Below are 21,171 nucleotides of genomic sequence, written 5' to 3'. Positions count from 1 at the left end.
CGATGAGCGACGAATTCAAGGACCCGCTCTGGCGCCAGATCCTTTCCGGCGCCCAGATGCTCTTCGTGGCCTTCGGCGCCCTGGTGCTGATGCCACTGATCACCGGGCTGGACCCCAACGTTGCCTTGTTCACCGCCGGCCTCGGCACCCTGCTGTTCCAGTCGGTCACCGGCCGCCAGGTGCCGGTGTTCCTGGCCTCCAGCTTCGCTTTCATCACCCCGATCATCCTCGCCAAGGGCCAGTTCGGCCTGGCCGCGACCATGGGCGGCGTGGTGGCGGCAGGCTTCGTCTACACCTTCCTGGGCCTGGCGGTGAAGCTCAAGGGCACCGGCTTCATCGACCGCCTGCTGCCGCCGGTGGTGATCGGCCCGGTGATCATCTCCATCGGCCTGGCCATGGCGCCCATCGCCGCCAACATGGCCATGGGCAAGGCCGGGGACGGCAGCGAGCTGATCCCCTACTCCACCGCCATGTGGATTTCCATGCCGGCGCTGCTGACTACCCTGATAGTGGCGGTGTTCGGCAAGGGCATCTTCCGCCTGGTGCCGATCATTTCCGGCGTGATCGTGGGCTTCGCCCTATCCTTCTGGTTCGGCGTAGTGGACACCGCGAAGATCGCGGCCGCCCCCTGGCTCGAACTGCCCAACTTCACCGCCCCCGAATTCAACCTGCAGGCCATCCTGTTCATCGTCCCCGTGGCGCTGGCCCCGGCCATCGAGCATATCGGCGGGGTGATCGCGGTGGGCAGCGTGACCGGTCGCGACTACCTGAAAAAGCCTGGCCTGCACCGCACCCTGCTGGGCGACGGCCTGGCCACTTCGGCCGCCGGCCTGTTCGGTGGTCCGCCCAACACCACCTACGCCGAAGTGACCGGCGCGGTGATGCTGACCAAGAACTACAACCCGAAGATCATGACCTGGGCGGCCGTGTTCGCCATCGGCCTGGCCTTCATCGGCAAGTTCGGCGCCATCCTGCAGAGCATCCCGGTACCGGTCATGGGCGGCATCCTCTGCCTGCTGTTCGGCTCCATCGCCGCAGTGGGCATGAACACCATGATCCGCCACAAGATCGACCTGGCCGAGGCGCGCAACCTGGTGATCGTCTCCGTGACCCTGGTATTCGGCATCGGCGGCATGCTGGTGGGCACCGGCACCGGCCAGGATGACTTCGGCCTGAAGGGCATCGCCCTCTGCGCCATAGTCGCCATCGCCCTCAACCTGCTGCTGCCGGGCCATGAAACCTGGAAGCACCGCAGCCCGGACGATGCCCCGCAGATCTGAACCGGCTCCATGAAACAGCCCCGCACCCGCGGGGCTGTTTCTTGTCAGGGGAGCCGCCCGACCCATCCAATTACGAAGAGAGCTGCACCTCCTGGGGCAGGACATCGTCCTGCGACTCCACGCCCCATTTCTGAAGCCGCTGCAAGCTCTCGCGATAGGGTTTGAGCCCCATCCCCAGCAGCACCACCGAACTGCTCACCGCCAGGCTGGTGACGATCAGCAGCGAGTAGCGCAGGGCCTTGTCGTCGGCGAACAGGTAGTCGGTCACCAGCGCCACGGCCGTAGGACCTATTCCCAGTCCGATCAGGGTGATGACGAAGAGATAGACCGCCGAGGCCTGGCCGCGCATGGAGTTGGGCATGATCTCCTGGATAGCCGCCGGCGCCACACCGAAGGGCATGCTCAGGCAGAACACCGTGGGCGCCATCAGCACCGTCACCCAGAAGGCGTCGTCCAGCAGCGGAAACAGCACCACCAGAGGCAACGCCCCCAGGGCGGCGAACAGGCCGACGCGCATGTTGGCATCCGCACGCCCGCGCCTGGCCATCCAGTCCGCCAGGCGCCCCCCGAAGACGATGCCGAGGCAGCCGAAAACCGCCACCAGGCTGCCGTAGATCATGCCCACCTGGCCGGCGTCCCAGCCATGGGTGCGAATGTAGAAGGTCGGGATCCAGGCCGCGCTGCCATAGCCGGCGAAAGCCAGGCCGGCGAAGCCGAAGTTGTGGCAGACCACGGTACGCCGGTTGCTGCGCAGGTAACGGCCGACCTCCGCCAAGGGCACCACCACGCCGGCGCCGATGCCACGCCGCTGGGGTTCGCGCACCGCCAGCATGAGCAGGGTGAAGAGCGCGCCAGCAGCGCCCAGGGCCAGGAAGATCAGCTGCCAGGGCCTTACTTCGCCCAGCAGCGGCAGATGGACGTCGCCCTGGGCGGAGGCGAACTTGATCACCAGCCCGCCCAGCAGGAAGGCCAGCCCGGAACCGAGATAGACACCCATCGAATAGACGCTGATCGCCGTGGCCCGACGCTCCTTGGGAAAGCTGTCGGCGATCAGCGAATAGGCCGCTGGAGACAGGGCCGCCTCGCCCATGCCGACACCGATGCGGCAGAGCAGGAACTGCCAGTAGAGCCTGGCCATGCCACAGGCCGCGGTGGCCGCACTCCAGAACAGCACGCCAAAGGCGATCAGCCCGCGACGGCTGCGGCTGTCTGCCAGGCGCCCGAGGGGAATGCCGCAGACGGTATAGAAAAGAGCGAAGGACAGCCCCATCAGCAGGCTCATCTGCGTATCGCTGATGGCGAGGTCGCGGCGGATGGGTTCCACCAGCAGGTTGAGGATCTGCCTGTCGATGAAGGACAGCACGTAGGCCACCATCAGAATGGCGACGGTGGTCCAGGCACACAGGCTCGAGGGGTAGCCATTGTTCTTGTTCTGCATGGGCTCTCCTCGGCGCCGCCGGTGCGGCGCACGACGGTTGAAGGAGAACCCAGCTTAGGTGGCCATGGGTGGCCTGAATACCGGAAAGCGCGTCATATAGGCGAGGTGAATGCGCAGCGTGTCCTCCGATTGATAAAGGACAGGAATCACAGCGGCCGCACCGCCGTCTCGCACAGGCGTGCCAGGGCAGACACCCATTGCGGATGGCTGTTCATGCAGGGCACCAGCACCAGCTCCTGGCCACCAGCCTCCTGGAACTGTTCGCTGCCACGCTGGCCGATTTCCTCCAGCGTCTCGATGCAGTCGGCGACGAAGGCCGGGCACATCACCAGCAGCTTCTTCACCCCCTGCTTCGCCAGTTCGTCGAGGCGGGTCTCGGTGTAGGGTTCGATCCACTTGTCCCGGCCCAGCCGCGACTGGAAGGACACCGACCATTGCCCGGGCTGGAGCCCGGCGCGCTCGGCGAAGGCTTCGGCGGTCCGCTGGCACTGGCTGCGGTAGCAGACCGCCAGGACCTCGTCGCTGACTCCGCGGCTGTCCCGCGCGCGCAGGTCATGCTGCGGTTCTATACCTTTCACCAGCTTGCGGATATGCCGTTCCGGCAGGCCGTGGAAGCTCAGCAGCAGGTGGTCGAAGTCCTGCTCCAGATAGGGCTTGGCGCTGGCCACCAGGGCATCCAGGTAGTCCGGTTCGGCGAAGAAGGGCGCCAGCACCGACACCTGCAGCTTCAAGCCCAGCTCGCGAACCACCCGGCGCGCTTCCTCGATGGCGGTGGTGGTGGTGCTCTCCGCGAACTGCGGATAGAGCGGCGCCAGGGTCACCCGCTTGACGCCCTGGCCGGCCAGCTTGCGCAAGGCGCCTTCGATGGAGGGTTCGCCGTAGCGCATCGCCAGCTCCACCGGCCCGTGCGGCCAATGCGGGGCCATGGCCCCCTGCAACTGGCGGCTGAGGACGATCAGCGGCGAGCCCTCCGGCCACCAGATGGAGGAATAGGCATGGGCCGACTGCGCCGGGCGCTTGATCAGGATCAGCGAAACCAGCAGGCGCCGCAGGGGCCAGGGCAGGTCGACCACGTAGGGGTCCATCAGGAACTGATCGAGGTAGCTCCGCACATCCTCCACCTTGGTGGAAGCCGGGGAGCCCAGGTTGACCAGCAGCAGTGCGTGATCAGTCATCAAACATCCTTAGGCATCAGCAAGTCGCCGAGCGCCGTGTCCAGATCGGTGAATGCAAAGGTGAATCCCGCCGCCTGCAGGCGCGCCGGCACCGCACGCTGGCCACCCAGCAACAGGCCGGCCAGCTCACCCAACAGTACGCGCAGGACGAAGGCCGGCGCCGGCATGATGGCCGGCCGGCCCAGCGCGCGCCCCAGGCTGCGGGCGAAATCGCCGTTGCGTACCGGCTGCGGCGAGCACGCATTATAGGGACCGCGAGCGTCTTCCCGCCGCAAGAGAAAATCCATCAAGGCGATTTGATCGTCCAGGTGCACCCAGGACATCCATTGCCGGCCATTGCCCAGGGGACCGCCCAGCCCCAGGCGAAAGGGCGGCACCAGGCGCTTGAGAAAACCGCCGTCCCGCGCCAGCACCAGACCGGTGCGGATGAGCACCACACGGATGCCGAGTGCCTCGGCCCGTAGTGCGGTTTCCTCCCAGGCCACGCAGAGCTGGCTGGCGAAGTCGTCGGTGACAGGAGGCGATTCCTCGGTCAACTCGCGCTCGCCAGCGTCCCCGTACCAGCCCACGGCCGAGCCGTTGAGCAGCACTTGCGGCATCTGGTCGCGCTTGCCCAGCCATTCCAGCAGTTGCTCGGTCAGGGTGATGCGGCTGCCCCAAAGCAGTGCCTTGCGCTTGTTGCTCCAGGGGCGGTCGGCAATGGGTTCGCCGGCCAGGTTGACGATGGCGTCCAACGGCTCGTCGCCATAGTCGGCGAACTGACCGATACCGCGCACCGCGCGACCGCACAGGCTGGCGACACTCTGTGGCCGACGGCTCAGCACGGTGAGCTGATGCCCATCGGCCAACCAGCGCTGACAGAGCGCCCGACCAATCAGACCAGTACCGCCGGTCAGCAATATGTGCATGGCATCCTCCTCGCATGGCGCTAAGTGCGGATATCGCCCTAGTCTGGTTTATGACGATTCGACGTGCCCTTGTTTGGGCCACGCACCGTCAGAAACACAGAAGTCCGCGATTGGAACCGAACGACCTATACAGAGCTTGAATATTGTACAGGTCTTGTCTAAAGCGTAGCCTGTAGCCATAGGTAACGAGGTAGACCATGAGTGCACCTATCGCCATCATCGGTACCGGCATATCCGGCCTCTCCGCCGCCCAGGCGCTGAATGCGGCTGGGCAGAATGTGGAACTCTTCGACAAGAGCCGCGGGAGTGGCGGACGCATGGCCAGCAAGCGCAGCGATGCCGGCTCCGTGGATCTTGGCGCGCAATACTTCACCGCCCGCGATCGCCGCTTCGCCGAAGTGGTGCAGCAATGGCGCGACCGGGGCTGGGTGGCCGAGTGGTCGCCAAGTCTCTACAACTACAGCGAAGGCCGGCTCCTGCCCTCCCCCGACGAGCAGATCCGCTGGGTCGGAACACCGCGCATGAGCGCCATCACTCGCGCCCTTCTGGGTGCGCTGCCGGTGAACTTCGCCTGCCGCATCACCGAGGTCTTCCGCGGTGAGCGCCACTGGGGCCTGCAGGATGCCGAAGGGCTCAGCCACGGCCCCTTCAGCCATGTGATAGTCGCCACCCCGGCACCCCAGGCCACCGCCCTGCTGGCCGCAGCCCCCAAACTGGCCGGCGCCGCCGCCAGCGTCGCCATGGAACCGACCTGGGCCGTGGCCCTGGGCTTCAGCGAACCGCTGGATACCCGCGTCGAAGGCTGCTTCCTGCAGGACAGCCCGCTGGACTGGCTGGCCCGCAACCGCTCCAAGCCCGGCCGCGAATCCAGCCTGGATACCTGGGTCCTGCACGCGAGCAGCGCCTGGAGCAAGCAGCATCTGGACATGCCCAAGGAAGCAGTGATCGAACAACTCCATGGCGCCTTCGCCGAGATCATCGGCTGCGCCGTACCCGCGCCGAATTTCAGCCTGGCCCATCGCTGGCTCTACGCACGTCCCAGCCAGGCGCACCAGTGGGGCGCCCTTGCCGATGCCGACCTCGGCCTCTACGCCTGCGGCGACTGGTGCCTGTCCGGCCGCGTGGAAGGTGCCTGGCTCAGCGGCCAGGAAGCCGCCCGCCGCCTGCTCGAACACCTGTAACCGCGCAGCAGCTGACCCGCGCCAGCTGCTGCTGTCGAAATGGACGGCCCTCCGGCCGTCCAACCGCGAACGATCCGCCCTCGTCAGCCGGCTCATCTTCGTTCCCGCCATACAACTCGAAGCGGTGCCTCGACTGGCCGCTCTCCCCCGCCACTTGCGAAGCAGCAGACACTGATCAGCGCCTGCCGAAAACCTGTACAAGCTATTTGATCTGTATAGGTTCCTACCTGTGATCCCCTCAAATCCAAATAAGAAGCAGAGCCCGTATAAGTCGTGTCGAGGCAAACGCCTCATGTCCATGCCCAGTTGCCTGCCGACACCCCGGCCCCTGGCCTGACTGGGCATCGCAGCCGGCGTATTGTCCCCCGCCAGTCCCTGCATGCGGCCCTGCGCATGGTGGACGGCTATCCGGCCCCGGTCGGCGGCCGATAAAAAACCGGGCGCAAGGCCCGGTTCCTTTCGTGCAGCGCCGCCTCAGAAAGACAGGCGATAGTGCAGGGTGTAGGTTTCGATGCCATCGTTCGGCTGCTTGATGCCGGCATTGGAGTAATGCATCGCACGCAGGCCGACTTCCTGGTTGGCGAAGCGCAGGCCCAGGCCCAGGCGGTCTTCGAACTGGAAGGAGGAGCCCAGGTCGTTGTCTTCCAGATCGGTGTTTTCGAACACGGCCACGCCGATACCGGCTTCGACGTAGGGCTTCACGCTTTCGCCGGCGAACTCGTAGACGAATACCGGAGAGAAGGACAGGCTGTGGTTGCTGGAGGTCTCGTCCCCTTCCCAGTAGGTGTAGGCAGCATCCCAGTAGCCGGTCAGGCGGCCTACGTCGCTCTGGAACCAGCTGCTGGAGAAGTCGAACTGGGTGCCCAGGCGATAGACCATGGTGGACTCGCCCGTCTGGCCGATATCCAGGGAAACAGCCGCGGCCTGGGCGGACACCACCTGGCCGATGGACATGGCTGCTGCTGCGGCCCAGCAGAAGAACTTCTTCATGAAAGCAATCCTTTTTCTGAAGTGCTGACAGAAATGTTTAATACCTGTCAGCGATTATAGTTAGCTTTTTTATCGGGGAAAGAAATCTCTGGACTGTTCCATCAGCCGGTAAACTTGTCCACCCGGACAGATTCTCCCCAGAGTGTAGGCAATATCTCCTGCATCGCCGCCGCATCACCGCTGGACCAGAAGCGGCAGGGTGAGGCGGCGCCTTCCGCCAGCAGCCCCCGCGCATCCAGCAAACGCTGCAATTGGCGAGCGACCGCGGCGCCGGTATCGATCAGGCTGACGGAATGCGGCACCAACTGGTGCAGCAGCGGGCGCAGGAAAGGGTAATGGGTGCAGCCGAGTATCAGCGTGTCGCAGCCTTCCGCCAGCAAGGGTTCGACGTAACCCGCCAGCAGCTTGCGGGTATCCCTGCCCATCAGGTCCCCGGCCTCGATGCGCTCCACCAGCCCCGGACAGGGCTGGGTGATGACCCGCACATCACCGGCGAAGCGGTCCAGCAAGGCGGCGAACTTGGCGCTCTTCAGCGTCCCGGTGGTCGCCAGCACGCCCACCACGCCACTGTGGGTCGCGGCGGCGGCCGGCTTCACCGCCGGCTCCATGCCGACGATGGGCAGCTGTGGATAACGCTCGCGCAGGTCGGCCACGGCGGCCACGGTGGCGGTGTTGCAGGCCAGCACCAGGGCCTTGGCGCCCTGGCCGAGAAGGAATTCGGCGATGTGCTGGCTGCGCTCGCGGATGAAGTCGGCACTCTTCTCGCCATAGGGCACATGGCCGCTGTCGGCTACGTAGAGCAGGGACTCATTGGGGAGCAGCGCGCGGATCTCCCGTAACACGGAGACACCACCCACGCCCGAGTCGAAGACGCCTACCGGCGCCGCATCAGGCATGCCGGGCCCCACAGACTTCACAGGCCGGGTCGCGCTTGACCCGCAGTTCGCGAAAGCGCGTGCCCAGGGCGTCGACCAGCAACAGGCGGCCAACCAGGGGCTCGCCGAAGCCGGCCAGCAGCTTCAGTGCCTCCAGGGCCTGCAGGCTGCCCACCAGCCCCACCAGCGGGCCCACCACACCGGCCTCGCTGCAGGTCAGTTCGGCCTCGCTGCCATGGCCATAGAGGCAGTGGTAGCAGGGGCTGTCGTCACGGCGCGGGTCGAACACCGAGAGCTGGCCTTCGAGGCGGATCGCGGCGCCAGACACCAGCGGCTTGCCGGCGGCCACGCAGGCCGCATTGACTGCCTCGCGGGTGCCGAAGTTGTCGGTGCAATCAAGCACCAGGTCCACGGCGGCCACCGCGGCGGCCAGCGAATCCTCGTCCAGCGCGCGGGTGACGGGCACCAGACGCACTTCCGGGTTCAGCGCGGCGAGGCGCGCCATGGCCGAGTCGACCTTGCTCCGCCCCACGCTGCTGCTGTCGTGGACGATCTGCCGCTGCAGGTTGGTCAGATCGACGCTGTCGAAGTCCGCCAGGTGCAGCTCGCCCACACCGGCAGCCGCCAGGTAGAGGGATACCGGCGAGCCCAGGCCGCCGAGACCGACGATCAGCACGCGCCCCTGCTTCAGGCGCAGCTGGCCGTCGACATCGATCTGCGGCAGGAGGATCTGCCGGCTGTAGCGAAGGAGTTCCTGATCACTCAGCATGGCCATTGCCCAAGGGAAATTCGTTCGTGGCCACCCAGGTCGCGACGGCTCTCCACCCGGGCGAAGCCCTGGCGGACCAACAGGTCGCGTACCGCAGGGGCCTGGTCGTAACCATGTTCCAGCAGCAACCAGCCGCCGGCGACCAGGTGCCGCGGTGCGTCCTGGATGATCTGGCGGATGTCGTCCAGTCCATCGGCGCCAGCCACCAGGGCACTGGCGGGTTCGAAGCGCACGTCGCCCTCGGCCAGGTGCGGGTCCTTGGCCGGAATGTAGGGCGGATTGCTGACGATCATGGCGAAGCGCTGCTCGTCCAGGGCGGAGAACCAGTGGCTTTCCACGAATTGCGCATTGTTCAGCTTGAGCCGCGCGCGATTGCGCTCGGCCAGCTGCACGGCGGCGGAAACCCGGTCGACGCCGGTGACCTTCCAGGCCAGTCGCTCGCAGGCGAGCGCCAAGGCGATGGCGCCGGTGCCGGTGCCCAGGTCGAGCACCTCGGCGGGGCTCGCCGGCAACAGGGCCAGGGCGGTCTCTACCAGCAGTTCGGTATCCGGGCGCGGGATCAGGGTGTCCGGCGCCACTTCCAGGTCCAGGCTCCAGAAGCCCTGGTGACCGAGGATATAGGCAACCGGCTCGCCACTACGGCGGCGCGCCAGGTAGCTGGCGTAGCGTTCGGCCACTTCGCTGGAGACCACGCGCTCCGGCCAGGTATGCAGGAAACTGCGCGGCTTGCCGAGCGCAGCTGCCAGTAGCAGCTCGGCATCCAGGCGCGAGGTGGGCGAATCCGGCAGGCGGGCTTCGCCCAGAAGGCTGGCGATGATGGTCACGTCAATCCCCCAGTGCCGCCAGCTGGTCGGCCTGGTATTCGGCGAGCAGCGGCTCGATCACCGCTTCCACGCCGCCGGCCATGATGTCGTCCAGGGCGTAGAGGGTGAGGTTGATGCGGTGGTCGGTGACCCGGCCCTGTGGATAGTTGTAGGTGCGGATGCGCTCGGAACGATCGCCGGAGCCCACCAGCAGGCGGCGGGTATCGGACATTTCCTTGTGCGCGGCGGCCTCCTGCTGGTCGTTCAGCTTGGCTGCCAGCCAGGCCATGGCCTTGGCGCGGTTCTTGTGCTGGGAACGCTCTTCCTGGCACTCGACGACGATGCCCGACGGGATGTGGGTGATGCGCACCGCCGAATCGGTCTTGTTCACGTGCTGGCCACCGGCGCCGGAGGCGCGGTAGGTGTCCACCCGCAGGTCGGCGGGGTTGATCTCGATGGCGGCCTGTTCGTCCGGCTCCGGCAGCACGGCGACGGTGCAGGCGGAGGTGTGGATGCGGCCCTGGGACTCGGTTTCCGGCACCCGCTGCACGCGGTGCGCGCCGGACTCGAACTTGAGCTTGGCGTAGACGTTGTCGCCCTCGACCCGGGCGATCACTTCCTTGTAGCCGCCGTGCTCGCCCTCGTTCTCGGAGAGGATCTCGACGCGCCAGCCCTGGCGCTCGGCGTAGCGGGAATACATGCGGAACAGGTCGCCGGAGAAGATCGCCGCCTCGTCGCCACCGGTGCCGGCACGGACTTCCAGGAAGACGTTGCGGCCGTCGTTGGGGTCCTTGGGCAGCAGCATGCGCTGCAGGCGGTCCTCCAGCCCCACCAACTGTTCGCGGGCCTGGGCCACTTCTTCCTCGGCCATCTCGCGCAGGTCCGGATCGCTGTCCTTGAGCAGGGCCTGGGCGCCTTCGAGGTCGCCCTGCACCTTGCGGAACTCGCGGAAGGCCAGGATCACCGGCTCGACTTCGGCGAACTCCTTGGAATAGGCGCGGAACTTGCCTTGGTCACTGATGACTTCGGCATCGCCGAGCAGGGCGGTGAGTTCCTCGTAGCGATCCTGGAGGAGGTCGAGCTTGTTCAGCAGGGAAGCTTTCATTGCGAACGTTTATCCGGGCCCTCGTCGAGGGCGAAGAGTTCCTGGGCCACGGCCAGCGCGTCGAAGCGGCCGTCGGCGGAGAGTTTCTTCAGCTGCACGCTGGGTGCGTGCAGCAGCTTGTTGGTCAGACCGCGGGCGAGCTGGGCCAGCACGTCTTCGGCGGCGCTGCCGTTCTGCAGCATGCGCTGGGCCTTGGCCAGCTCGTCATCACGCAGACGCTCGGCCTGCTGGCGATAGGCACGCAGCACGTCGACCGCGGCCAGCTCGCGCAGGCGCTGCATGAAGTCCTCGACCCCGGCGCCCACCAGCTCTTCGGCCGCCTGGGCCGCGCCCTGGCGGCTCTTGAGATTCTCCGCGACCACCTCGTGCAGGTCGTCCACGGTATAGAGGTAGACATCGTCCAGTTCGCCGACTTCGGGTTCGATATCCCGGGGCACGGCGATGTCGACCATGAAGATCGGCTTGTGCCGGCGCTGCTTCAGCGCGCGCTCCACCGCGCCCTTGCCGAGGATCGGCAGCTGGCTGGCGGTGGAACTGATGACGATATCGCTGTTGACCAGCTCCTGGGGCATGTCGGCCAGCAGCACGGCATGGGCGCCGAACTCCTCGGCCAGGATGCTCGCGCGCTCCAGGGTACGGTTGGCGACCACGATGCGTTTCACGCCCTGCTCGTGCAGGTGGCGGGCCACCAGGGTGATGGTCTCGCCGGCGCCGATCAGCAGCGCCTGGCTGCGGTGCAGGTCGGAGAAGATCTGCCTGGCCAGGCTGACAGCGGCAAAGGCCACGGAAACCGGGTTCTCGCCGATGGCGGTGTCGGTGCGCACCGTCTTGGCGGTGCTGAAAGTGGCCTGGAACAGCCGGCCGAGCAGCGGACCGACGGTGCCGGCCTCACGCGCCACGGCGTAGGCGGACTTCATCTGGCCGAGAATCTGCGGCTCACCGAGGACCATGGAGTCCAGCCCGGAAGCGACGCGCATCATATGGCGCACGGCGTCGTCGTCCTGGTGCACATAGGCGCAGGCGCGCAGCTCTTCCAGGCTGAGGTTGTGATAGCCGGCCAGCCAGGCGAGCACTTCATCGGTGGCGGGGTGATCCTGCTCCAGGTACAACTCGCTGCGGTTGCAGGTGGAGAGGATGGCCGCCTCGCGGCTGGGCGTGATCCGACACAGCTGCTGCAGGGCCTCCACCAACTGCTCGGGAGTGAAGGCCACACGTTCGCGGACGTCCACCGAAGCGGTCTTGTGGTTGATACCAAGAGCAATGAAAGCCATGCAGGGTCGCTAACTGAACGGGAGGGCGCGCAATTGTCCTACTTCACCCTGGCGACGACAACCACCGCCGATAATTGTCTCCTCGAACAGGAATCGCCGCGCCCCGGTCGGGACATGCCCCATGGGCTTGCCTGAATGCTTGTGTCATGATGGGCCACTCGCTGGTTAGACGCCTTCCGCCTCTATGAATAGATCCCTCGCGTTGCTGACCGCCCTGCTGCTGCTCGGCGGCTGTCAGAGCTTGACCCACAAGTCCCCGGACGGCACCCCGCCGGTCGAGGAAGGCAACCAGGCCTCCGCGCCCGCCAAGCCCGAGGTCTATGGTTCGTTCAGCCGCGAAGCCCTCTATTCCCTGCTGACGGCTGAACTGGCCGGACAACGCAACCGCTTCGACATCGCCCTCGGCAACTACGTGCAACAGGCCAATGCCACCCAGGACCCTGGCGTGGCCGAACGCGCCTTCCGCATTGCCGAGTACCTGGGCGCCGACCAGGCCGCACTGGACACCGCGCTCATCTGGGCGAAGAACGCCCCGGACAACCTCGACGCCCAGCGCGCCGCCGCCGTGCAACTGGCCCGGGCCGGCCGCTACGACGAAGCCATGACCTATATGGAGAAGGTGCTCCAGGGCCAGGGCGACACCCATTTCGACTTCCTCGCCCTGTCCGCCGCGGAAACCGACGCCGATACCCGCGCTGGCCTGCTGCAGAGCTTCGACCGCCTTCTGGCCAAGCACCCGAACAACAGCCAGCTGGTATTCGGCAAGGCCGTGCTGCTGCAACAGGATGGCCGCACCGACGAAGCCCTCGCCCTGCTCGAAGGCATTCCCGCAAACGACAAGGAAATCGCCCCGATCCTGCTCCGCGCACGCCTGCTGCAGAGCCTGAAGCGCGGCGACGAAGCCCTGCCGCTGCTGCAGAAATCCATCAAGCAGCACCCGGACGACAAGCGCCTGCGCCTGACCTACGCCCGCATGCTGGTGGAGCAGGACCGCCTGGACGAAGCTAAGGCCGAATTCTCCAGCCTGGTCCAGCAGTTCCCCGATGACGACGACCTGCGCTATTCCCTGGCGCTGGTCTGCCTGGAAGGCGAAGCCTGGGACGAAGCCCAGGTCTACCTGGAAGAACTGGTGGACCGCGGCAGCCATGTCGACTCGGCCCATTACAACCTCGGCCAGATCTACGAGAAGCGTGGGGACAAGAACAGCTCCCTGCTCGAATACGCCCTGGTCGGCCCTGGCAACGATTACTTGCCAGCACAGATGCGCCAAGTGGAAATCCTCCTGGACAGCGGCCGCGCCGATGAAGCCGAAGCACGCCTGGCCAAGGCCCGAGAAAGCCAGCCGGACTACGCCATCCAGCTCTACCTGATCGAGGCCGAGAGCCTGGCCGAGCGCCAGCAGCCGGAACGCGCCTGGAAAGTCATCCACCAGGGCCTGCAGCAGTTCCCCGACGACCTCAACCTGCTCTACACCCGCGCCATGCTCGCCGAGAAACGCAACGACCTGGCCCAATTGGAGAAGGACCTGCGCTTCATCATCGAGCGCGAGCCGGAAAACGCCATGGCGCTGAACGCCCTCGGCTACACCCTGGCCGACCGCACCACCCGCTACGACGAGGCCAAGAAGCTGGTGGAACAGGCCCACCAGCTCAATCCGGACGATCCGGCCATCCTCGACAGCCTCGGCTGGGTGAACTACCGCATGGGCAACCTGGGCGAAGCCGAACGCCTGCTGCGCCTGGCCCTGCAGGAGTTCCCCGATCACGAGGTCGCCGCCCACCTGGGCGAGGTGCTCTGGGCCCGCGGCAAGCAGGTCGAGGCCCGCAAGGTCTGGGCCGAGGCCCTGCAGAAACAGCCTGACAGTTCGATCCTCCGTGACACCCTGCAACGCCTGACCGGCTCCGGAACCCTCTGATCCATGCGTCTACGTCATCTCCTGGCCGCCGGGGCGCTCCTCCTGCTCACCGGCTGCGCCGCCCTCGCCCCTCACGAAACCCTCGAAGGCCAGGGCGACCAGGCCACCTGGAAGGCCCACAAGGCCCAGCTCAGCGCCCTCGATGGCTGGCAGATCAGCGGCAAGGTCGGCATCCGCGCGCCCAAGGATTCCGGCAGCGGCACCCTGTTCTGGCTGCAACGCCAGGACTACTACGACATCCGCCTGTCCGGCCCCCTCGGCCGTGGCGCCGCGCGCCTGACCGGACGCCCGGGCAAGATCGAGCTGGAAGTGGCCAACCAGGGCCGCTACCAGGCCGAATCCCCTGAAGCCCTGCTGGAAGAACAGCTCGGCTGGCGCCTGCCCGTCTCCCACCTGCTCTGGTGGGTGCGCGGCCTGCCCGCCCCGGACAGCCGCAGCCGCCTGACCCTCGACGCGGCCAGCCGCCTGGCCCAACTGGAGCAGGACGGCTGGCAGGTGCAGTACCTGAGCTATGTGAAGCAGAACGGCTACGCCCTGCCCGAGCGCATCAAGCTCAGCGGCGAGAACCTCGACGTCACCCTGGTGATCAAGGACTGGCAACCGCGCCAGCTCGGCCAGTGACATGCAAGACGCACAACTCGTCCTGCCGGCGCCGGCCAAGCTCAACCTGATGTTGCACATCCTCGGCCGCCGGGCCGATGGCTATCACGAGCTGCAGACCCTCTTCCAGTTCCTCGACCATGGTGACGAACTGGGCTTCTCCCTGCGCCAGGACGGTGAGATCCACCTGCGCACCGAGGTGCCCGGCGTTCCCCACGACAGCAACCTGATCGTCCGCGCCGCCCGCAAGCTGCAGGCCGAGTCCGGCTGCCGGCTGGGCGCCGACATCTGGCTCGACAAGCGCCTGCCCATGGGCGGCGGCATCGGCGGCGGCAGCTCCGACGCCGCCACCACCCTGCTGGCCCTGGACCGCCTGTGGAACCTGGGCTGGAGCGAGGATCGCCTGGCCGCCCTGGGCCTGTCCCTGGGCGCCGACGTACCGGTTTTCGTACGGGGCCGCGCAGCTTTCGCCGAAGGCGTCGGCGAGCGACTGACGCCGGTGGACCTGCCGGAGCCCTGGTTCCTCGTCGCCGTGCCGCAAGTCTTTGTCAGCACAGCAGAAGTTTTCTCCGATCCCGAGTTGACACGGGATACTCCGCCCATTAAAGTTCGCAGCCTTCTTGAGGGGGGCGGTCGAAACGACTGCCAGCCGGTGGTCGAGAAGCGTTACCCGGATGTTCGTAACGCGCTGATCTTGTTGAATAAATTCACATCAGCTAGATTGACCGGCACTGGAGCTTGTGTGTTTGGGAGCTTCCCAAACAGAGGCGATGCTGATAAAGTTCGCCGCCAACTTCCGGCCACTCTGCCGAGCTTTGTCGCCCAGGGGCGCAACATCTCCATGTTGCACCGCAAGCTTCAAGGTCTGGCTTGAGAAGGACTGCAAGACAGTCGGTTGTACGATACAGGGGCGTCGCCAAGCGGTAAGGCAGCAGGTTTTGATCCTGCCATGCGTTGGTTCGAATCCAGCCGCCCCTGCCATTAACCCAACGGGTTATACGCACAACGAAACGAAGGTCCTGCAGAGCGAGTTATACACATAGGGGCGTCGCCAAGCGGTAAGGCAGCAGGTTTTGATCCTGCCATGCGTTGGTTCGAATCCAGCCGCCCCTGCCATACACTTGAAAAGCTGTTCAAAAGCCCACGGCCTTTGAACGGCTTTTTGATTCATCAGGTCTACCCTCAGCCGGCAGGTACTGCGCGTGTCCAAGATGATGGTCTTCACGGGGAACGCCAACCCCGATCTGGCGCGTCGCGTCGTACGTCAACTGCATATTCCCCTCGGCGACGCCTCCGTAGGTAAGTTCTCCGACGGCGAAATCAGTGCTGAAATCAACGAAAATGTCCGCGGCAAGGACGTCTTCCTGATCCAGCCGACTTGCGCACCGACCAACGATAACCTGATGGAACTGGTGGTGATGGCTGACGCCTTCCGCCGTTCCTCGGCCTCCCGCATCACCGCGGTCATCCCCTACTTCGGCTATGCCCGCCAGGACCGCCGCCCGCGTTCCGCCCGCGTGGCCATCAGCGCCAAGGTAGTGGCCGACATGCTGACCGTGGTCGGTATCGACCGCGTGCTCACCGTCGACCTGCACGCCGACCAGATCCAGGGCTTCTTCGACATTCCGGTGGACAACATCTACGGTTCCCCGGTCCTGGTCGATGACATCGAAGACCAGCGCTTCGAAAACCTGATGATCGTTTCCCCGGACATCGGCGGCGTGGTTCGCGCCCGTGCCGTGGCCAAGTCCCTGGGCGTCGACCTTGCCATCATCGACAAGCGTCGTCCCAAGGCCAACCAGTCCGAAGTCATGCACATCATCGGCGACGTCGAAGGCCGCACCTGCGTGCTGGTCGACGACATGGTCGACACCGCCGGCACCCTCGGCCATGCCGCCAAGGCCCTGAAGGACCACGGCGCCGCCAAGGTCTACGCCTACTGCACCCACCCGGTGCTGTCCGGCCGTGCCATCGAGAACATCGAAAACTCCGTGCTGGATGAGCTGGTGGTGACCAACACCATCCCGCTGTCCGCTGCGGCACAAGCCTGTTCGCGTATCCGCCAGCTGGATATCGCGCCGGTTGTGGCTGAAGCGGTCCGCCGCATCAGCAATGAGGAATCGATCAGCGCGATGTTCCGCTAAGGACATCCCTGACGAAAGCGCCCCGCTCCGGCGGGGCTTTTTGCCCAATCGCCCGGATGCTGGTCGCAAGCATTACGGGCGTTTTGGTTATTTTGGAGAATCGTAATGACTACTGAGTTTGCCCTGAATGCCGAAGCGCGTTCCGACCTGGGGAAAGGTGCGAGCCGCCGCCTGCGTCGTAACGCCAACCTGGTTCCCGCTGTTGTCTACGGCGGCGAGAAAGCCCCGCAATCCGTAAGCCTGCTGGCCAAAGACCTGGCCAAGCTGCTGGAAAACGAAGCTGCCTTCAGCCACGTGATCGCCCTGAACGTTTCCGGTGCCACCGAAACCGTTCTGATCAAGGCCCTGCAGCGTCATCCGGCCAAAGGCTTCGTACTGCACGCTGACTTCCAGCGCGTAGTCGCCGGCCAGAAACTGACCGCCCACGTACCCCTGCACTTCATCAACGAAGCCACCTCCGTTGGCGTGAAGCAAGGCGGCGGCGAAGTTTCCCACACCATCGCCGAAGTCGAAGTCTCCTGCCAGCCGCAAGACCTGCCGGAGTTCATCGAAGTCGACCTGGCCAAGGTCGAAGTCGGCCAGATCATTCACCTGTCCGACCTCAAGCTGCCGAAAGGCGTCGAGCTGGTGGCCCTGGCCCACGGCAACGACCTGGCAGTTGCCAACATCCATGCTTCCCGCGTGGTGAAGGAAGAAGGCGAAGCCGAGTAATTCATTACTCTGCATTAGCCTGATAAAGGGCCCCTGTAGTGACTGCCATTCAACTGATCGTCGGCCTGGGTAATCCCGGCCCCGAATACGACCAGACCCGGCATAACGCAGGGGCCCTTTTCGTTGAGCGCCTGGCGGACCGCGAACGGGTCAACCTGAGCCTCGACAAGAAATACTTCGGCCTGGTCGGGAAGTTTTCCCATCAAGGGCGCGATGTTCGTCTGCTGATCCCCACCACCTACATGAACCGCAGCGGCCAGTCCGTGGCGGCCCTGGCTGGGTTCTTCCGCATTCCTCCGGACGCCATCCTGGTGGCCCACGACGAACTCGACATGCCCCCCGGCGTCGCCAAGCTCAAGACCGGCGGCGGCCACGGCGGCCACAACGGGTTGCGCGACATCATCGCCCAGCTCGGCAACCAGAATTCGTTCCATCGCCTGCGGCTTGGCATCGGCCATCCGGGGCACAGCAGCCTGGTCTCCGGCTATGTTCTCGGCCGCGCCCCGCGCGGTGAACAGGAACTGCTCGACACCAGCATCGATTTCGCCCTCGACGTGATGCCAGAACTGCTCGCCGGTGACCTTACCCGCGCCATGCAGAAGCTGCACAGTCGCAAGGCCTGAAACCACTCCGCGCAGAGGCACATTCCATGGGATTCAATTGCGGCATCGTCGGCCTGCCCAACGTCGGCAAGTCCACCCTGTTCAACGCCCTGACCAAGTCCGGCATTGCAGCGGAGAACTTCCCCTTCTGCACCATCGAGCCGAACAGCGGCATCGTCCCGATGCCCGACCTGCGCCTCAATGCGCTGGCCGAGATCGTCAAGCCTGAGCGCGTGATCCCCACCACCATGGAATTCGTCGACATCGCCGGCCTGGTGGCGGGCGCCTCCAAGGGTGAAGGCCTGGGCAACAAGTTCCTCGCCAACATCCGCGAGACCGACGCCATCGCCCACGTCGTGCGCTGCTTCGAAGACGAGAACGTCATCCACGTCTCCAACAGCGTCGACCCCAAGCGCGACATCGAGATCATCGACCTCGAGCTGATCTTCGCCGACCTCGACAGCTGCGAGAAACAGCTGCAGAAAGTCGCCCGCAACGCCAAGGGTGGTGACAAGGACGCCCTGGCCCAGAAGGCCCTGCTGGAAAAACTCATCCCCCACTTCAGCGAAGGCAAGCCTGCGCGCTCCCTGCTGAAAAACCTGGGCGACGAGGAGAAGCGCCTTGTCCGCGGCTTCCACCTGCTCACCAGCAAGCCGGTGATGTACATCGCCAACGTCGCCGAAGACGGCTTCGAGAACAACCCGCACCTGGACGTGGTGAAAGCCATCGCCGAAGAAGAAGGCGCGATCGTGGTGCCGGTGTGCAACAAGATCGAAGCCGAGATCGCCGAGCTGGACGACGGTGAAGAGAAAGACATGTTCCTCGAAGCCCTCGGCCTCGAAGAGCCGGGCCTGAACCGCGTGATCCGCGCCGGCTACGACCTGCTCAACCTGCAGACCTACTTCACCGCTGGCGTGAAGGAAGTCCGCGCCTGGACCGTGCGCGTAGGCGCCACCGCCCCCCAGGCCGCCGCGGTTATCCACACCGACTTCGAAAAAGGCTTCATCCGCGCCGAAGTGGTCGCCTATGACGACTTCATCCAGTTCAAGGGCGAAAACGGCGCCAAGGAAGCCGGCAAATGGCGCCTGGAAGGCAAGGAATACATCGTCAAGGACGGCGACGTGATGCACTTCCGCTTCAACGTCTGACCCGGAGCTTGGATTTTCACGGACAAGCAAGGACAACAAAAATAACCACAAAGCCCCGCAAATCAGACTATGTGAAAACCTGGCAGCCCGGGGCCGAGCTGAAGACAATGCCCGTATCGATCAATACGGGCATTGTCATTTATGGGCTACATCCAGGGAGAGGGGCGCCAGCAGAGCAGCCTGTTTCCACCGACGCTGGACGAACTGGTTCCCGAGGATCACCTCGAGGCCCACCCAATGCCGCACCGCTAGGCCCAAGGGCAAGCCTTACAAGCTGACCGACGAAAAGGGCCTGTATCGCGAAGTGCAGCCCAACGGAGTGAAGGTTTGGCGTTACCGCTAGCTGGCCCGTGAGAGAATGGTAAAGGAAGCCTTGAGCAACCCCAGAACGCGCAGAAACGGCCCCTGACGCGCCGAAGTAGTCCAACTTGATACTGCTAACCCAAAAGAGGCTCAGGGGCTTTCCCGTGACGATCTGCAACGGATGACAACGCGGGGAACCGATCACCACCCTATCCAAACCGGACGCGGACGGCCTGCTGCATGTTGCCGCCATGCGCTCCCCCACCCCGGATGAATTGGCCGAGTATGATGCCGACTTGGTGACCGCACAGGCTGAGTATTAATTTTCAGATAAATATCGTTTTTGTAGACCAATTAGAATTGGCCACGCGCACAAGATTGCAACACGAAATCTTTTGCAATATCTTGAAACCTCCATCCAAACTCATGCCCGCCTTCATGAAAAATCAACTTCGCCTGAGAGCTAGAGGTAATGCCAGCGTTTGCTGCGGCAACAAGATCAGGCACCGATGAATTGTTTGACCAGGATTCATCATTTCGCCCATGAATAATCAAGACTGATCGAGGCAAAATCGCTTTTAGCAAATCATCAAAATCCCACGGTGTAACTCTTGGGGAACCCTTGCTGACGTAAGGCCGCAGCAATGGCATATAAACAAACCAGGATTCTCTTGCCCAGCGTATGGCATCTTTATCTGAAGCCATGCTTGTAAAGCCCCCACTTGACACTACAACGTCGATCTCTTTGTCAAAGGCTGCCAGGAACAGCGCGTTATGCCCCCCAAGAGAGTGACCAACAACCCCCATGCAGCGGGGATTAAACTTTCTTGCGTACCTAACAACAGATTTATGATCTTCAAGCATTCGACCCGTTGCGGACCAGTCAGGATATTCTTTATAAAAATTTTTTGTGTCATAGCCGACGCTTTCACTGAAATTATCGCCCGCCAAAAAAATATCCGGCGCAATAACAATGAAGCCATCTTCGTAAAATGATCTACCGTAAAAAAGATCTGAATTACCGGCATACCCCATAACTTCACCTTTTCCGAAGTTTGTGGTTTGATGCAGCGCCACAACTAGAGGAGTTTTAGGCGTAATGTTTTTTGGAATAGCCTCATAAAATCGAACGCTTCCCCCACAAGATGAAATTTCTACTAAATCGACCGTCCCATGATCATTATTTTCAATAGACTCTCTTTTGGTTTCTGTGCCAGCATTTAAAAAACACTTCAAAGGCTTTTCACCCAATGTGGCATCTATTTTTCTTAAATCTTGTTCAACCACCAGGTACCAAGCCATCCCAAAAAATGTGAGCATAAAAATGCTCACCGCAACAGTTCTTCCTGAAATTCTGATCGTCATATTTTATCGGTAGGAGTCGTTTGTGGCTGCATGATTTTTCATAAGTTTACCAGCACTGCCACGTTCACAACAAAACGAAAAACATGCTGCCTTATACAACGATGCCTGACTGAAGATAGAAGCCCCAGCCCAGCTTTCTGCACCCGCGCAGCGGGGGTTCATTTCCGGCCCTTGGCAACCGCCTTGCATTGCTCACCCTCCCAGCCATTCGCAATTGAATTGCACAAGGATGGTTTACGATCGTGTCCCGGGAAGTGGTGTAACTGAGGTCTAGCCGAAGCGCCGTCAGGCGTGAGAGGAAGGCCATCGTGGTTCTTGGTTAAGGTTGAGTTTGCAGACCTAACCCCCAACCAAGGAAACCACGATGACCCAGAGCACTATCGCATTGAGCGAGCTTGCCGAGAAAGGGGCAGATGCTGATCTGCTCAAGCACATGATCCAGTTCGTCGCCCAGCGCATGATGGAGCTGGATGTCGAGGCGCTATGTGGCGCCGGTTTCGGCGTCAAAAGCGTCGAGCGCAGCAACAGCCGCAACGGCTACCGGGATCGCCGGTGGCAGACCCGCGCCGGCGACGTCGAGCTGCGCAT

At 63.9% G+C, this 21,171-nt stretch carries 20 protein-coding genes and 2 tRNA genes; 12 read left to right on the top strand and 10 right to left on the bottom strand.

Annotated elements, in window-relative coordinates; all coding sequences use genetic code 11:
* The first annotated feature begins 2 nt into the window (after positions 1 to 2).
* Positions 3 to 1,280: a uracil-xanthine permease family protein gene (locus tag ACFPU0_RS26500; protein ID WP_377696271.1), complete on the top strand. Its 1,278-nt coding sequence runs from the start codon at positions 3 to 5 to the stop codon at positions 1,278 to 1,280.
* A gap of 70 nt (positions 1,281 to 1,350) precedes the next feature.
* Here ACFPU0_RS26500 and ACFPU0_RS26495 read toward each other — a convergent pair whose 3' ends face one another.
* The 3 genes from ACFPU0_RS26495 to ACFPU0_RS26485 form a co-directional block, all read right to left on the bottom strand.
* The gene (locus tag ACFPU0_RS26495) at positions 1,351 to 2,718 is read right to left on the bottom strand and encodes a spinster family MFS transporter (protein ID WP_377696270.1); all 1,368 of its coding nucleotides are present in this window, start codon (positions 2,716 to 2,718) and stop codon (positions 1,351 to 1,353) included.
* A 146-nt stretch (positions 2,719 to 2,864) separates the two neighbouring features.
* Entirely contained in the window at positions 2,865 to 3,893 is a 1,029-nt protein-coding gene (hemH, locus tag ACFPU0_RS26490) for a ferrochelatase (protein WP_377696269.1), read from the bottom strand.
* The gene (locus ACFPU0_RS26485) at positions 3,893 to 4,801 is read right to left on the bottom strand and encodes a TIGR01777 family oxidoreductase (RefSeq protein WP_377696268.1); all 909 of its coding nucleotides are present in this window, start codon (positions 4,799 to 4,801) and stop codon (positions 3,893 to 3,895) included. Before ACFPU0_RS26485 ends, hemH begins: the two co-directional genes overlap by 1 nt.
* A 197-nt stretch (positions 4,802 to 4,998) precedes the next feature.
* Here ACFPU0_RS26485 and ACFPU0_RS26480 point away from each other — a divergent pair, with 197 nt between their 5' ends.
* Entirely contained in the window at positions 4,999 to 5,982 is a 984-nt protein-coding gene (locus ACFPU0_RS26480) for an NAD(P)/FAD-dependent oxidoreductase (RefSeq protein WP_377696267.1), read from the top strand.
* Positions 5,983 to 6,456: 474 nt separating this feature from the next.
* Here the strand turns inward: ACFPU0_RS26480 and ACFPU0_RS26475 are convergent, their stop codons facing one another.
* The 6 genes from ACFPU0_RS26475 to hemA form a co-directional block, all read right to left on the bottom strand.
* The gene (locus ACFPU0_RS26475) at positions 6,457 to 6,972 is read right to left on the bottom strand and encodes an acyloxyacyl hydrolase (protein ID WP_377696266.1); all 516 of its coding nucleotides are present in this window, start codon (positions 6,970 to 6,972) and stop codon (positions 6,457 to 6,459) included.
* A gap of 101 nt (positions 6,973 to 7,073) precedes the next feature.
* Positions 7,074 to 7,868, bottom strand: coding sequence for a glutamate racemase (gene murI / locus ACFPU0_RS26470; protein ID WP_377696265.1), 795 nt, complete (start codon positions 7,866 to 7,868; stop codon positions 7,074 to 7,076).
* Positions 7,861 to 8,616, bottom strand: a complete 756-nt coding sequence (locus ACFPU0_RS26465) for a molybdopterin-synthase adenylyltransferase MoeB (RefSeq protein ID WP_377696264.1) — start codon at positions 8,614 to 8,616, stop codon at positions 7,861 to 7,863. The genes murI and ACFPU0_RS26465 overlap by 8 nt, the downstream gene beginning before the upstream one ends.
* Positions 8,610 to 9,440 carry a peptide chain release factor N(5)-glutamine methyltransferase gene (prmC, locus tag ACFPU0_RS26460; RefSeq protein ID WP_377696263.1) on the bottom strand — a complete coding sequence of 277 codons (831 nt, stop codon included), beginning with the start codon at positions 9,438 to 9,440 and terminating at the stop codon, positions 8,610 to 8,612. The genes ACFPU0_RS26465 and prmC overlap by 7 nt, the downstream gene beginning before the upstream one ends.
* A 1-nt stretch (position 9,441) precedes the next feature.
* Complete coding sequence (gene prfA / locus ACFPU0_RS26455; RefSeq protein ID WP_377696262.1) at positions 9,442 to 10,524, bottom strand: peptide chain release factor 1; 1,083 nt, start codon at positions 10,522 to 10,524, stop codon at positions 9,442 to 9,444.
* Entirely contained in the window at positions 10,521 to 11,795 is a 1,275-nt protein-coding gene (hemA, locus tag ACFPU0_RS26450; protein ID WP_377696261.1) for a glutamyl-tRNA reductase, read from the bottom strand. The genes prfA and hemA overlap by 4 nt, the downstream gene beginning before the upstream one ends.
* Before the next feature lie 184 nt (positions 11,796 to 11,979).
* On the opposite strand from hemA, the gene ACFPU0_RS26445 reads away from it, so the two are divergent.
* The 9 genes from ACFPU0_RS26445 (at position 11,980) to ychF (ending at position 18,915) form a co-directional block, all read left to right on the top strand.
* Positions 11,980 to 13,710 carry a tetratricopeptide repeat protein gene (locus tag ACFPU0_RS26445; RefSeq protein WP_377696260.1) on the top strand — a complete coding sequence of 577 codons (1,731 nt, stop codon included), beginning with the start codon at positions 11,980 to 11,982 and terminating at the stop codon, positions 13,708 to 13,710.
* A gap of 3 nt (positions 13,711 to 13,713) precedes the next feature.
* Positions 13,714 to 14,331, top strand: coding sequence for a lipoprotein insertase outer membrane protein LolB (gene lolB / locus ACFPU0_RS26440; protein WP_377696259.1), 618 nt, complete (start codon positions 13,714 to 13,716; stop codon positions 14,329 to 14,331).
* 1 nt (position 14,332) lies between these two features.
* Positions 14,333 to 15,184, top strand: coding sequence for a 4-(cytidine 5'-diphospho)-2-C-methyl-D-erythritol kinase (gene ispE, locus ACFPU0_RS26435; RefSeq protein ID WP_377696258.1), 852 nt, complete (start codon positions 14,333 to 14,335; stop codon positions 15,182 to 15,184).
* 32 nt (positions 15,185 to 15,216) lie between these two features.
* Positions 15,217 to 15,291, top strand: a tRNA-Gln gene (locus tag ACFPU0_RS26430).
* A gap of 60 nt (positions 15,292 to 15,351) precedes the next feature.
* Positions 15,352 to 15,426: transfer RNA gene (locus ACFPU0_RS26425), tRNA-Gln, on the top strand.
* Between the two features lie 86 nt (positions 15,427 to 15,512).
* Positions 15,513 to 16,454, top strand: coding sequence for a ribose-phosphate pyrophosphokinase (locus ACFPU0_RS26420; RefSeq protein WP_028629917.1), 942 nt, complete (start codon positions 15,513 to 15,515; stop codon positions 16,452 to 16,454).
* A gap of 105 nt (positions 16,455 to 16,559) precedes the next feature.
* Complete coding sequence (locus ACFPU0_RS26415) at positions 16,560 to 17,165, top strand: 50S ribosomal protein L25/general stress protein Ctc (protein WP_377696257.1); 606 nt, start codon at positions 16,560 to 16,562, stop codon at positions 17,163 to 17,165.
* 38 nt (positions 17,166 to 17,203) lie between these two features.
* Positions 17,204 to 17,788, top strand: a complete 585-nt coding sequence (gene pth / locus ACFPU0_RS26410) for an aminoacyl-tRNA hydrolase (RefSeq protein ID WP_377696256.1) — start codon at positions 17,204 to 17,206, stop codon at positions 17,786 to 17,788.
* A gap of 26 nt (positions 17,789 to 17,814) precedes the next feature.
* Positions 17,815 to 18,915 (top strand): redox-regulated ATPase YchF, encoded by a 1,101-nt coding sequence (gene ychF, locus ACFPU0_RS26405; RefSeq protein WP_377696255.1) that lies wholly within the window; start codon positions 17,815 to 17,817, stop codon positions 18,913 to 18,915.
* Positions 18,916 to 19,572: 657 nt separating this feature from the next.
* On the opposite strand, the gene ACFPU0_RS26400 is transcribed toward ychF, so the two are convergent.
* Positions 19,573 to 20,583, bottom strand: coding sequence for an alpha/beta hydrolase (locus tag ACFPU0_RS26400; protein ID WP_377696254.1), 1,011 nt, complete (start codon positions 20,581 to 20,583; stop codon positions 19,573 to 19,575).
* Between the two features lie 364 nt (positions 20,584 to 20,947).
* On the opposite strand from ACFPU0_RS26400, the gene ACFPU0_RS26395 reads away from it, so the two are divergent.
* Positions 20,948 to 21,171 (top strand): transposase (locus tag ACFPU0_RS26395; RefSeq protein WP_377696253.1); only part of this gene is annotated, 224 nt, incomplete at its 3' end.

It is taken from the genome of Pseudomonas sp. GCM10022186, assembly GCF_042656385.1.
Classification (GTDB): domain Bacteria; phylum Pseudomonadota; class Gammaproteobacteria; order Pseudomonadales; family Pseudomonadaceae; genus Metapseudomonas.
The sequence above is the reverse complement of the archived record's forward strand: the minus strand, read 5'-3'. Positions and strand labels throughout refer to the sequence as shown.